This is a genomic window from Enterovirga sp. (genome assembly GCF_035325185.1).
In the GTDB taxonomy this organism is placed as follows: Bacteria; Pseudomonadota; Alphaproteobacteria; order Rhizobiales; family Beijerinckiaceae; genus Enterovirga.
The window spans coordinates 15,447-28,700 of record NZ_DAOLAJ010000023.1; the positions used below are offsets into that span (position 1 = coordinate 15,447).

Genomic DNA, 13,254 nt, shown 5'->3' on the forward strand with positions numbered 1-13,254 from the left:
TCGCATCCGGCGGCTTCCGCCTCGCCCTCAGCGTCCCGGCCGGCCCATCACGAGGTCCGGAAAGCCGGTCGAGATCGCGGGCACGAAGCACAGGATCAGGACGGCGAGGATCATCAGCCCGACGAAGGGGAGCGTCCCGCGCATCACCGAGCCGAGCGGGATGTCGGGCGCGATGTTGCGGATGACGAAGATGTTGAGTCCGACCGGCGGATGGATCAGCCCCATCTCCATCACGATGGTCATGACGATGCCGAACCAGATGAGGTCGAACCCTGCCGCCTTGAGCGGCGGCAGGATGATCGGGGCCGTCATCAGGATGATGGAGACCGGCGGCAGGAAGAAGCCGAGCACGACGACGAGAACGAGGATTGTCGCCAGAAGCAGCCAGGGAGACAGCTGGAGCGAGACGATATAGGCCGCCGCCGACTGGCTGATCTGCAAGTAGCTCATCACATAGGAATAGAGGAGCGACATGCCGATGATCAGCATCAGCATGGTGGATTCGCGCAAGGTCGAGGTCAGGATCGGGGCGAGGTCGCGCGGTGTCCAGACGCCGTAGATCATGGCGATCAGGGCGAGCGCCATGATGGCCCCGAGCCCTGCGGTTTCGGAAGGGGTCGCGAAGCCGCCGTAGAGCGCGACCATGACGCCCGTCAGGAGGATCACGAAGGGCAGGACGCGCGGCAGCGCGCCCAGCCGCTCGCGGAAGGTCAGGTTCTCGTCGCGCAGGATTTCGGAACGCTCTCCCCCGGCCTCGGCGACGGCCTGCGCGGCGGCGTATTCGCGGCGGTAGCGGATCATCGCATAGCCCGCGAAGAGGCTGACGAGGAGCAGGCCCGGCCCGATCCCTGCCAGGAACAGCCGGCCCAGCGACTGCTCCGCCGCGACCGCGTAGAGGATCATCGTGATCGAGGGCGGCAGGAGGATGCCGAGCGTCCCGCCCGCCGCGATCAGCCCCGCCGCGAAGCTGCCCGAATAGCCGCGCTTGCGCATTTCCGGGATGCCGGCCGAGCCGATGGCCGAGCAGGTGGCGGGCGAGGAGCCTGCCATCGCGGCGAAGAGCGCGCAGGCGAAGACATTGGCGATGCCGAGTCCGCCCGGGATGCGGTACATCCAGGCATGGATGGCCGAATAGAGATCCTGCCCGGCCCGCGACTTGCCGATCGCCGCGCCCTTCAGGATGAAGAGCGGGATCGAGAGCAGCGTGATGGAAGCCAGTTCCTCGTAGACGTTCTGCGTCACCGTATCGAGCGAGGCGCCCGGCATGAAGAACAGCATGAACAGGACCGCGACCGCGCCCAGCGCGAAGGCGATCGGCATCCCTGAGAACATGACGGCGAAGGTCGCCCCTCCGTAGAGGAGGCTGACGGCGAGCGTGCTCATCGCTTCTCTCCCCCCGGCAGAGCGGCGACGAGTTGCAGCAGGATCTGGATCGACAGAAGCGTCATGCCCAGCGCCATCAGGCTGTAGGGGACCCAGAGCGGCGGACCCCAGGTCGAGGACGAGGTCTGCCCGTCCACCCACGCCTCGTGGAACAGGGTCCAGGATTTCCAGGCGAAGAAGGCGCAGAAGGCGAAGCTCGCGAGATCGACGAGGAACGAGCGGATGCGGTTCGCGGCCGGCGGCAGGATCTCCGCCAGCGCCTCGATCCCGACATGCCCGCGCCGCGCCTGGACATGGGCCGCGGACAGGAAGGTCGCGCCGACGATGAGGAAGACCGACGCCTCGTCCTGCCAATAGGTCGCCGCCTGGAAGAAGTGCCGCGCGATGACGCTGTAGGACAGGATGCAGCTCGCCCCGACCAGCGCGAGCGAGCACAGGATCACGAGCAGCCGCTCGAAGATCGCGAAGGCGCGCGCGAAGCCGGCGAGAACCGGGACATGGGCGAGAGCTTCCCCCTCGCCCGCGGGCGGGGCTGCGGCCGCTTCCTTCATCTGCGCGGAACCTCAGATCATGGCTTCGGCGAGCTTGAGCAGCTCCGCGCTTCTCGCATTCCTGGCCGCGTAGTCCTTCCAGGCGGTCTCGCGGGCGATGACGCGCCATTTCTCGATCGTGGCGGCGTCGAGGTCGTGCGTCTTGGCTCCCGCCTTGGCGAAGACCTGCGCGACGCGCTCGTCATCCTCCTTCGCGCCCTTGAAGCCGAACGCCTCGATCTCCTCGCCGACCGCCATGGCGGCCTCCTTCTCGGCCGGGGTCAGGCTGTCGAAGACCGCCTTCGACATCATCAGCGGCTCGCACATGAACCAATAGGACTTGCCGCGCCCCGTCGTCAGGTGCTTCGCCAGTTCCTCCAGGCGGAAGGAGATGAGGCTCGTCGAGGAGGTCAGGATGGCGTCGGCCGCCCCGGTCTGCATGGCGGCGTAGGATTCGTTCGAGGGCAGGGAGAGCACCGCCGCCCCCGCGCGCTGGAACATCAGGTCCATCTCCCGCGAGCCGCCGCGGACCTTCTGGCCCTTGGCGTCGTCGGGCACGACGATGGCCCTTTCGCGTGCCGCCACGCCCCCCGCCTGCCAGATCCAGGACAGCATGACGATGCCCTTGTCCTCGAGGATCTTCGTCAGCATCCGCCCGACCGGCGCCTTCTTCCAGGCCGCCGCCTGCTCGTAGGAGGTCACGAGCGCGGGCATGAGCCCGATATTCAGCTCCGGCACCTCGCCGCCCGCATAGGGCATCGGGTAGAGGCTCATGTCGAGCGCCCCCTTGCGCATGGCGGAGAACTGCGCGTTCGTCTTCATCAGCGAGGAATTCGGAAAGACCTCCGCGGTCAGGGAGCCGCCGGTCCGCTTGGCGATGTCGCGCGCGAAGATGCGGCAGGCGCGGTCGCGGAAATCGCCCTCGTCGATCGTGCCGCCCGGAAACTGGTGAGAGATCTTCAGCGTGCGTGCCGCCTGCGCGCGGCCCGCGGCGCCGACCAGCGCGGGAGCCGCCAGGCCGCCCGCCAGGATGTGCCGCCGGGTGAATGTCATCTCGTCCTCCCGAAATCCCGCCTCGCTGTGCGGGCAGGTGGTGTTTCGGAACGCTCCGCCGAGGCGGGCGCTCTCGCCCCGAGACGTTCTCTAGCGGATTTCGAGCCACAAGAAACCCTTCGCGCGCCCGGCCACGCAGACCGCGGGAGCGGTGTTTCTCTCGATCGCCTCCCTGCTCTTGGGCTCTGCCCAAGAGTCGTGATGGGTTTCTGGCCATGATGGCGTGTCGTTGCATCGTCACTATGGCGCTGGTTTTCAGTTGATCATGGTCTTTTCCGAAGGCAGGTTTCCCATTTTCAGGGACGCACACTGGATTCTGCTATACAGCTTTGGAGAAGAAATCTCAGAAGAGGGCCAGAAGCTTTTTTGGCGCGAGTGGCGACTTGCGAGAGAAAGCGGCGCCGCCCGCGGCCGGGAGCGCTGCGCCTTTCGGCCGAGATGAAATGGCTCCGCCGCGGCGGAATGATTTGCCCCCTCCGAGCTTCGGTCGCGGATTGCTAGCGCGCAGCGCCCGCTTCCGCGCACCATGCGGACCAGACATCGGACGGAGGCTCGCCGGGGATCGCAGGGGTGCACCACACCCGGCCGTCCTCGGCTCTCGACAGCGAGCGCCGCGCGGCGGGCTGACGTTTTTCCGCGACATCGAACATGTAGCGGCATTCCGCGCTGAGGTTCGGCTTGTTGTCGCGCAAGCACTGAATGATGCGCGCAAGATTGGGAATCTCGTGCGCACAGAGCCGCAGCGCGTCGGGCGTGCAGGCCCTCCGCTGCTGTTCCACGGTCGGCTGCGCCGGACTCTCGGCAGAAGTCGTGGCCGAGAGAACGAGAGCCAAGCCAACGGCAAAAAATCTCACAGCCGCTCTCCGACCGCGCCGGTCGCAACAGCTTTGCAGCCGTGCTCCCCGGGGGCAAGGGGACCGTGCGCCTCCGATCCGTGTCATTTTGTCCCTGAGACCCGACGGAGACGGAAAGACCAATCGAAGATTGACTTCGCCGCTCTCGTGAGACGTAACTCTTTTCAACTTCGGCTTCGAGCCTTGCGGCCCTATCGAAGGTGTGTCGTCCGACGTGAATGACGATCCTGATCCTGCGAGCGGTCCCGCGCAGCCCGGCCTCCTCGAAGACGAATCGCTGCCGCGCACCATCACTGCGATTCTCGCTGCGGACATAGCCGGGTTCTCGCGCATGGTGGCCAATGACGAGGAGGGCACTCTTCGTCGCATGGGCGAGTACAGCCGCATCTTCAGGGATACGATCGAGCGGCACAGGGGGCGGGTGTTCAACACCGCCGGGGACGCGATCCTGGCGGAGTTTCCGAGCGCCGTCGCGGCGCTCCGCGCAGGGCTCGAGGTGCAGACGGCGCATCGCGCCCTCAACGAGAGCCTGGCGCCGACCGAGCGGCTTCAGTTCCGCATGGGGATCAATGTCGGAGACGTCGTCCAGAGCGCCGGCGATCTCCTCGGCGACGGCGTCAATATCGCCGCGCGGCTCGAAGGCATCGCCGAGCCGGGCGGCATCTCCATCTCGCGCTCCGTGCACGATGCCGTCGGGAACAAGGTTCCCTCCCGGATGCGGTTCATGGGCCGCCAGCGGCTGAAGAACATCGCCAAGCCCGTGGAAGTGTATCGCGTGCGCCTGCCCACCGATCCCGAGGAGGGGGGCGTGGGCGGGCCCCTTCTCGCCCTCGCGGTCCTCCTTCTCCTGCTCGGGGGAGGGGGCGCCGCCTTCTATTACCGCGACAAGCTCCCCGAGATCGCCCCGTTCCTGAAACGGGAGCGGAAGGCGGATGCCGTGCCGGCGCCGCCTCGGGTCGCGCTCGCGATCACGGTCGCGCGTCCGACCCAGCGCTGCTTCAACGACGTCGTCCGCGTCACCGGGCGCTTCGTTCCCCATCGCGAGGTCGAGGTCCGGCCCGAGGCGGACGGCGTGCAGGTCCTGCAGGTGGACGTGAAGCCGATGGCCGAGGTTCGGGCCGGCGACACGCTGGCCAAGGTGGCTCCGATCGGACTGGGCGAGGGCGCCGCGACGGCGATCCGCGCGCCGGTGGCGGGGGTCGTCGGCAAGAGCACGGCGATGGTCGGCATGCCGGCCGGCATCTCGGCGCCGCCCCTTTTCACGATCATCGCCGACGGAAAGATGGACTTCGCCGCCGATATCCCGGCCGAGGGGCTCGACAGGCTGAAAGTGGGCCAGCCGGCCGAGATCAAGCCCCTGGGCGGCACGGCGGTCTCCGGCAAGGTGGCGCTCATTTCGAGATCGGTCGAGATCGCGAGCCAGCTCGGCCGCGCGACCATCGGCGTCGGCCGCAACCCGGACCTGCAATGGGGCCTGTTCGGACGCGGCACCGTGCAGGTGGGAGAGAGCTGCGGCCTCGCGGTCCCGACCGCCGCGGTGATGCATGACGGCGAGGCGACGGTGGTCTATGTCGCGGTGAACGACGTCATCGAGGCGCGCCAAGTGGTGACCGGCTCGTCCTCGGCCAACGAGGTCGAGATCCGGTCGGGGCTCACGGCCTCCGACCAGGTCGTCCAGCGGGCCGGGCCTTTCCTGCGCGAGGGCGATCGCGTCGCGCCGATCCCCGCCCCGATCCGGTCGGTCGAGAGCCGGTAGGGACGGCTCCGGCTCAATTGACCCGGAAGTAGAAATCCTCTCCCGGAAGCGAGCCGTAGACGAAGGGCTCCTGGCGCATGTCGGTGGCCCGCATGACGTCGTCGCGCACCTGCCGGAACAGCATGTTGATCTCGAGGTCGGGCTCCGCCATGCGCCGCAGGAGCGCTTCGGCGAAGGGGCTGTTCGCCCCCGTTCCGTCGAGGGCCGTCTGCCCGGCCTTGGCCGAATAGGCGATCAGCGTGCCGCCCGGCGGCTCGTTGATCATGGCGAGCCCGCGCGTGATCGAGCGCGAGGCGAGGGTCCGGCGCATCTGGGTGGCGAAGGGATTGTCCCGGCAGGCGTCGAGCATGACGATGCGCAGCTTGCGGGCCTGCGCCACCGTCGAGAGCATGCGGTCGAGGGAGACGGCCTCGTCCTGCACGTCGCGATCGGCCTTCAGCTTGGCGTCGATGGGAATGAGGTAGTTGTCGCCGCCGATCTGGATGCCGTGGCCGGCGAAGTAGATGACGGCCCAATCCGCCTTCTCGGCCTCGTCCTCGAAATCCTTGAGCGCGTTCAGCATGGCCTCGCGGCCCACGTTCTCGACCAGCTTCACGCTCTGGAAGCCGACCTTCTTGAGGGCCGCCGCGATGGCTCGGGCGTCGCGTCCGGGATTGGGCAGCGGGTTGAACTGCGCATAGTTCGAGTTGCCGATGACGAGCGCCACGCGCCGGCCCGGGTCGCGCGGAGCGGCCCGCCTCTTGGCGCCGGCCCCGGCCTGGGCGGCCAGGATGCGGGCGTATTCCGCCTTCAGCTCGGCCTCGCGCTTGGCGGCCTCCGCCCGGTAGGCGGCGATCTGGGCCTCGCTGGCCTTCTTGGCCTCCTCCTTGGCGGCCGCGATCGCCCGCTCCGCTTCCTCCTTCGCCTGACGGCGCGCGGCCTCGATCTCCGACTTGGTGGCCTTGCGGCGGGAGAGGCTCGCCTCCCGCTCGCGGGCCTGCGCGGCCTTCGCCTCGGCGGCCTTGCGGGCCTCCTGGGCGCGCGCGGCCTCCCGGTTCGCCGCCTCGAGCTTGGCGGCCTCGGCCTGCTCGGCCTCGGCCTTGGCGATGGCCTCGAGGCGGGCGCGGGCGACCGTCTGGGCCGGCTTCGCCTTTTCGGCATCGATATTGGAGGGGAAGGAGAGAGCCTTCTGGAAATCGGCCCGTGCCTTGGCGAGATCGCCCTTCGCCTCGTAGGTGAGCCCGCGCCCCGTATAGGCGGCCACATAGTCGCCGACGAGCTGGATGGCGGCGTTGTAGTCGGCGAAGGCGCGGTCGAACTCGCCGCGCTCGCGATAGGTGTCGCCGCGCAAGGTCAGCGAGACGGGCGAGGCGCCGTTGATGCCGACCGCCTTGACGAGATCGGCGAGCGAGCGGTTGAGATCGCCCCGGAGCCGCCAGATCTCGCCGCGATTGGCATAGGCGCGGTCGTCGCGCGGGTCCCGCAGGAGCGCCGCGCCGAAATCCTCCGACGCGTGCTCGAGGTCTCCCTTGTCGCGATAGACGAGGCCGCGATTGTTGTAGGCGCTCGATCCGTCGGGATCGAGTTCGATGGCCTTGGTGTGATCGGCCAGCGCGCGGTCGTAGGAGCCCATGAGGCGGTAGGCTTCGCCCCGGCAGGTGAGCGCCTCGGCCGAGGACGGATCGATCTCGAGCGCCGTGCTGCAATCCGCCACGGCCTCCTCGAATTGCCCCTTGTCGATGCGCACGCCCGCGCGGTTGATGTAGCCGCGCGTCTCCTTCGGGGCGAGTTCGACGGCTCTCCCGTAATCGTCGAGCGCGCGGTCGAGCTGGCGCTTGCGGTGATAGGCCCAGCCCCGGTTCAGATAGGCGCGGACGAATTTCGGATCGGCCGCGATGGCCCGGTTGAAGTCGAGGATCGCCTGGTCGAACTCGCTCTGGTCGTTGAGGACGGCGCCGCGGGCGTTGTAGAGCGGTGCCTTGACGGTCGCGAGCCGCAGCGCCCGGTTGAAATCCTCCAGGGCGCCGTCGAACTGCCGGAGCCGGTGGCGGGCCAGGCCCCGGTTCTGGTAGCCGATATAGGAATTCGGCGCGCGCTGGACGACCTGGTCGTAGTCGCGGATCGCCGCGGCGAAATCACCCTTGGCGAACCATCCGCCTCCACGCCGCAGATAGAGGTCGGCGAGGGGCGTGCCCGGAGGTGGATTGTCGATCAGGTGGGTGCAGGCCGGGATTCCCACATCCGGGTCGGCGACGGCTCGCGCGCAAAGGGCCGCCTCGTCGCTCGCCGGGCTTGCCGCAAGGGCCGGCGGCACGACAATTTCCGGCAACGCCACGAGTCCCGCAAGCGTCGCCGCGGCGGCGATCCCGCGAAGGGCCGAGCCGCACCGGGAAGGCCATCCGCACACAGACCGGAGGGCGCCGATCGAAAACCAGGGTATCATGGCCTTCCGCCTTAGAGGCTGTGATGAACCTTCTGCGGGCGAATTCCGCCGCGTCAACCCGCCGGCGCCAGTTTAGTTCCCGTATCCGACCCGGCGCGGCAGATCACCGGTCGGCCCCCGTGGCGGCGGCCCGTCGGGCCGGTCGGGGCGATCCTGGCGGCTGCCTCACGAGGTGTCTGGAATGGGCAGACGACAACTGGTCGATCGCGTCCGGCTTCCGCGCCTCCAACGTTCCCGTCTGCCCTATACCGCACGATTGCTTCGGCAGTGTTGCATGCGGATGACGCCAAATGTGGCGGAACTCGGCTATGGAGGTGGCGACTCAAGGAACGCGGGGGCGGCGAGATGGCGAAGTTGGGGCGAGGAAGCGGGCAGGCCTTGCTCGTGGCGGCGGGGCTCTTGGCCGGGTCATTCGCCGGGGGCGAGGCGCATGCCCAATCCCTGTTCTGCCCGGCGAATCCCGGCGTGCCGCCTGGGGGCAGCGGGGCCGCCTTCGCCATGGCCACCGGCCGCTGCACCAACGGCGACAACGGCACGGGCGCCTTTTCGGGAGCAGCGCTCGGGAGCCAGAGCCTCAGCGACCTCGCCTCGGGCAGCACCGAATCCACGAATCGCGCCGCGAGCGGGATGGTCACCGAGCGCCGCCAGGGGGCGCAGTTCGCCTGCCCGGCTGGAACGGTGCGAATCGGAGGGCAGTGCCAGGCGCCCCCGAGAGCGCAGTCCCGCGGGGATTCCCAGCTTCCGGCCCGCACCCGGATCCCGGACTCCGTGCGCGCCCGCAGCGAGGCCGGCCCGGCCCGCGCCCGGAAGCGGATGGAGACCCGCGTCGTCAAGCGCGGCAATAGGATGGTTCGCGTGCGGACGCCCGTCGCCGAGGAGCCGGTCGATAGCGGTCTTGTCGCCGTTCCCGCTTTCGTCCAGGCCGAGCTGGCGCCGAGCTTCGGCGTTTTCGGACAGGGTTTCGGTGACTACGAGGAGCGCAACGGTACCTCCGGATCCTCGCTGCGGTACGTCATGCCTGGCCCGCTCGGAGATCCGGGCCAAGGCCCCACCCTCGTCGTGCCGCTGCAGATCGTGAGCAAGAGCAACGCGACATCCTTCGGCGCGATCGGCGGGATCGACCATACCACCCGCGGCATCTTCAGCCAGGACGACGGCCTGATCGTCGGCGTGCTCGGCGGCTTCCTCCAGAGCAATGTCAAGATCTCGTCGCAGATCCTGTCTTTCGACGCGTCGCTGGCCAATGGCGGCTCGAGCTCCTTGAGCGCCCACGCGTCGGGCGGCTCGGTTGGCGGCTTCGCGACCTATTTCAACGGGCCTGTGTCGCTCGACGTCCTGTACAAGGCGGATTTCCTCAACCTCACGGAACGCTTCACCGACAATCAGGCCTATAGCGCGACCTTCGACTATAACGGCGCGCTGACGCAGAATGCCCCGCAGAATGCGCTCGTCGCCGGCCAGGGCAAGACGTCGCTGGTGAACCACAGCCTCGTCGCGAACATCAACTATCGGGTGCCGCTGTGGGACAGCTTCTGGATCGAGCCGACGGCCGGCATCCAGGCCCGCTGGACCGACTACTCCTCCAGCGCCTCGGCTCTGGGCCTCGCCAACGGCCATCTCCTCCGCGTCCAGGGCGGCGCGCGCCTCGGCTGGGAATTCGAATATGCCGGCATGCGGATCACGCCGATCCTCACGGGCCTCGCCTATAGCGACGTGACGGTGACGGGCGGCTTCGTCGATTTCGCGCCGAACGGGGCTTTCGGAGCGACGACCTCCCAGATCGGCGTGGCCGGCTCCTCGGTGATCAACATCCGCCAGCAGGGCCTGCTGCGCGGCCAGGGCATCCTGACGGTGGTTGCCGATCTCGGCAGCGGCTGGACGGCCTTCGTCCAGGGCGACGTCCGGGGCGGCAAGGACCTCTTCGGTGCCGGCGGCAAGGGGGGGATCCGCTACCAGTGGTAAGACACTATATGGGATGAAGGCGGGAGGCGCGGCCGGTTGAGTCCGGGCTCCTCCCGCCGTCGGCGGCCTGCCGCGTCCCGGGCTTCCGGCCGGGACTTCTCCCGGCCGGAACGCGGCTCCGGCGGCATCGGAGCGTACGATGCCCGGTTCGTTCAAGCTCGCAGCCTGCCTTTGCCTGTCGTTGTGCTTCTGGATCGCCGGGCGTGAGGCTGCCTGGCCCGGATGCCTCGGCGACGACCTCTTCGCGGTGCGCGAAAAGGGCTGGAACTGGGGAGAGGAGTTGCGCCGCAGCGCCGCCTCCCTGCCTCATCGCGAGGGCCGGTTCTGGAAGATCTCCGGGGGAACGGGGGCGCCGTCCTACGTGTTCGGCACGCTCCACCTCTCGGATCCGCGCTTGGCCTCGATTCCCCCGGACGTCGCCGAGCGCATTCGGGACGCCTCCATCCTTGCCGTGGAAACCACCGAGGTGTCCTCGCTCGGCGCCGGACGCCTGGGCCAGCAGGCCCGCAGGGAGCTTCAGGCTTCGATCCGGGCCCCGAACGGCCGGCGCGCCGGCACCCTGCTCGACCCTTCCGACTACGAGGCACTGGAGCAGCTTGCCGAGGAACGCGGATTGCCGCCCGCCGCGGCGCGGTTCTGGAAGGCTCCGGTGCTCGCGCTCCTGCTCGATCTTCCCCCCTGCGCGACGGCCGGGAAGCAACCTTATCTCGATTCCCTGGTCGTGCAGCTCGCCCGCCGCCACGGAGTCGAGATCGTGGGACTGGAAACGCTCGCCGAGCAATTCGGCGTCTTCGACGGCCTGTCGCCGGAGAGCGAGCGCGCGCTCCTCGTCTCGGTGCTGCGGCAGGCCTCCTTCGGCGCGAGCGTCGTCGAGAGCCAGATCGGGCGCTTCCTCGCGCGGGATGCCGGAGGCATCGTCGCGCTCATGCGGATCGGCCCGAATCCCGAGACGCCCGACTCGCGCACGCCGCCCGAATTTCTCGAACGCCTGCTCGACGTGCGGACGGCGCGCATGGCCGAACGTCTTCAGCCCTATCTCGAGCGCGGCAATGCGGTCGTCGCGATCGGGATCGCCCACTTGCCCGGATCGGACGGGCTCATCGCCCGGCTCCAGAAGGCGGGCTACACCGTGTCCGCGCTCGATTAGGGCATGATCCAGAAAGAGGAGAGGCGGCTTTCGCCGAAGCGGGCTCCCTTCGGAAAGATCCTGCGCAAGCAATGAGATAGAGGCGCAGAGCGGCGATGGGGTCCCGGGTGCCTCTGCCGCGCTCCCGCTTTTCCCGCGGCCGTCCCGCCGTTTTGGAACCGCGAACAGCCAGATTGCGCCAGCGCAAAGCAATCCCCCGGGGGCCACTCTAACAAGGCCCTGCCGGATGCGATTTTGCACGCCGCGGAAAAGGCCGAACATGAAGCTCGCGACTGTCGTGCGTTCCGATGCGCCGTCCCGGCAAGTTCATGCGGCTGCACCGATTGCCGCGCTCCCGCCCGCGATTCGCCGCCGGCGGCATTGGCTGCCGGCGAAGCCGGACGTCGTTCGGAACGAGCTTGACGGCCGTCCGGTGTTTGTTCTTTGGAATAAGTGAACGTAACGCTCGAAGCGGCGATTCCGTATAGGCGCAGAGCGACTATACGCCGGGTCGAAGAGGGGAGATTACTTCGATGCAGCACGGGACAGGGGTCGTCCTCACCGTAGCGCTGGCTTTCATCGCTCTTTTAGCCGCTGCATTCGCAGTCGACGAGGCGTTCCGGCAGCATATGGGGATCGCGGTTTTCGTGCTCCTGGCCTTCGCCATCCTCCTGATCCGCATGCCGCATGCCGCTTCGTCTGCCTCGGATGATGAAGGCACTTACATGGACGCGCCGATCCGCTACGGCGTGATCGCCACGGTCTTCTGGGGCGTCGTCGGTTTTCTGGTGGGCGTGGTGGTTGCCGCGCAGCTCGCCTTTCCCAGCCTCAATCTCGAGCCGTTCCTGAATTTCGGCCGGGTCCGCCCGCTGCATACCTCGGCCGTCATCTTCGCCTTCGGCGGCAATGCGCTGATCGCAACCTCGTTCTACGTGGTCCAGCGGACGTGCCGCGCAAGGCTCTTCGGCGGAGATCTCGCCTGGTTCGTCTTCTGGGGCTACCAGTTCTTCATCGTCATGGCCGCGACGGGCTATCTGCTCGGCATCACCCAGTCGCGCGAATATGCCGAGCCCGAATGGTATGTCGACCTGTGGCTCACGATCGTCTGGGTCGCCTATCTCGTCGTGTTCATGGGAACCGTCTTTCGCCGGAAAGAGCCGCATATCTATGTGGCGAACTGGTTCTATATGTCCTTCATCATCACGATCGCCATGTTGCACGTGATCAACAACCTGGCGATGCCGGTGTCGTTCGTCGGCTCGAAGAGCTATTCCGCCTTCGCGGGCGTGCCGGACGCCGTCACGCAATGGTGGTACGGCCATAACGCGGTGGCGTTCTTCCTGACGATCCCGTTCCTCGCCATGATGTATTACTTCGTGCCGAAGCAGGTGAACCGGCCGATCTATTCCTACCGGCTGTCCATCGTACATTTCTGGTCGATCATCTTCCTCTACATCTGGGCGGGCCCGCATCACCTGCACTACACGGCGGTTCCCGACTGGGCTCAGACGCTCGGCATGGTGTTCTCCATCATGCTGTGGATGCCTTCCTGGGGCGGCATGATCAACGGCCTGATGACGCTGTCGGGCCGCTGGGACCTGATCCGGACCGACCCGATCGTGCGCCTGATGGTGGGAGCCATGGCCTTCTACGGCATGGCGACCTTCGAGGGCCCGATGCTGTCGATCAAGTCGGTCAATGCGCTCTCGCATTATACCGACTGGACCATCGCCCACGTCCATGCCGGCGCGCTCGGCTGGAACGGCATGATCACCTTCGCCGCGGTCTATTTCCTGACGCCGAAGCTCTGGGGCCGCGAGCGCATGTATTCCGTGCGCATGGTCAACTGGCATTTCTGGCTGGCGACGCTCGGGATCGTCCTCTACGCGTCGGCCATGTGGGTGTCCGGCATCATGCAGGGCCTGATGTGGCGGGAATACGATTCGCAGGGCTTCCTGGTCTATTCCTTCGCCGAAACCGTCGCCGCCATGCATCCCTATTACGTGATGCGCGTGACGGGCGGGCTGTTCTACCTGTCCGGAGGCATCCTGATGGCGTGGAACGTCTTCCAGACGATCGCGGGCCGGGTGCGCGACGAGACGCCCATGGGCAAGGCGCAGCCGACGCCGGACGGCATGGCCGTGCAGCCTGCGGAGTGAGGAACGCCA

The 13,254-nt window shown here is 67.7% G+C and carries 9 protein-coding genes; 4 read left to right on the top strand and 5 right to left on the bottom strand.

All coding sequences use genetic code 11. From position 1 onward, the window contains the following. Nucleotides 1-27 precede the first annotated feature (27 nt). The 4 genes from PKD06_RS06815 to PKD06_RS06830 all read right to left on the bottom strand — a co-directional run bounded on the left by PKD06_RS06815 (nt 28) and on the right by PKD06_RS06830 (nt 3,820). The gene (locus PKD06_RS06815; RefSeq protein WP_324378899.1) at nt 28-1,383 is read right to left on the bottom strand and encodes a TRAP transporter large permease; all 1,356 of its coding nucleotides are present in this window, start codon (nt 1,381-1,383) and stop codon (nt 28-30) included. Beyond that, nucleotides 1,380-1,934, bottom strand: a complete 555-nt coding sequence (locus PKD06_RS06820) for a TRAP transporter small permease (RefSeq protein ID WP_324378901.1) — start codon at nt 1,932-1,934, stop codon at nt 1,380-1,382. Before PKD06_RS06820 ends, PKD06_RS06815 begins: the two co-directional genes overlap by 4 nt. Nucleotides 1,935-1,946: 12 nt before the next feature. Further along, nucleotides 1,947-2,966 carry a TRAP transporter substrate-binding protein DctP gene (dctP, locus tag PKD06_RS06825; RefSeq protein ID WP_324378903.1) on the bottom strand — a complete coding sequence of 340 codons (1,020 nt, stop codon included), beginning with the start codon at nt 2,964-2,966 and terminating at the stop codon, nt 1,947-1,949. Nucleotides 2,967-3,463: 497 nt separating this feature from the next. Next, nucleotides 3,464-3,820, bottom strand: coding sequence for a hypothetical protein (locus PKD06_RS06830; protein ID WP_324378905.1), 357 nt, complete (start codon nt 3,818-3,820; stop codon nt 3,464-3,466). A gap of 214 nt (nt 3,821-4,034) precedes the next feature. Here PKD06_RS06830 and PKD06_RS06835 point away from each other — a divergent pair, with 214 nt between their 5' ends. Continuing rightward, the gene (locus tag PKD06_RS06835; protein WP_324378907.1) at nt 4,035-5,576 is read left to right on the top strand and encodes an adenylate/guanylate cyclase domain-containing protein; all 1,542 of its coding nucleotides are present in this window, start codon (nt 4,035-4,037) and stop codon (nt 5,574-5,576) included. Between the two features lie 13 nt (nt 5,577-5,589). Here the strand turns inward: PKD06_RS06835 and PKD06_RS06840 are convergent, their stop codons facing one another. Continuing rightward, complete coding sequence (locus PKD06_RS06840) at nt 5,590-7,869, bottom strand: tetratricopeptide repeat protein (RefSeq protein WP_324378910.1); 2,280 nt, start codon at nt 7,867-7,869, stop codon at nt 5,590-5,592. A 528-nt stretch (nt 7,870-8,397) separates the two neighbouring features. Here PKD06_RS06840 and PKD06_RS06845 point away from each other — a divergent pair. The 3 genes from PKD06_RS06845 to ccoN all read left to right on the top strand — a co-directional run bounded on the left by PKD06_RS06845 (nt 8,398) and on the right by ccoN (nt 13,245). Continuing rightward, complete coding sequence (locus PKD06_RS06845; RefSeq protein WP_324378912.1) at nt 8,398-9,960, top strand: autotransporter outer membrane beta-barrel domain-containing protein; 1,563 nt, start codon at nt 8,398-8,400, stop codon at nt 9,958-9,960. A 139-nt stretch (nt 9,961-10,099) separates the two neighbouring features. Then, a complete protein-coding gene (locus PKD06_RS06850; RefSeq protein WP_324378913.1) occupies nt 10,100-11,107 on the top strand; it encodes a TraB/GumN family protein in 1,008 nt (335 codons plus the stop codon). 512 nt (nt 11,108-11,619) lie between these two features. After that, on the top strand, nt 11,620-13,245 hold the full coding sequence (gene ccoN / locus PKD06_RS06855) for a cytochrome-c oxidase, cbb3-type subunit I (protein ID WP_324378915.1): 1,626 nt from the start codon (nt 11,620-11,622) through the stop codon (nt 13,243-13,245). The last annotated feature ends 9 nt before the right edge of the window (nt 13,246-13,254 follow it).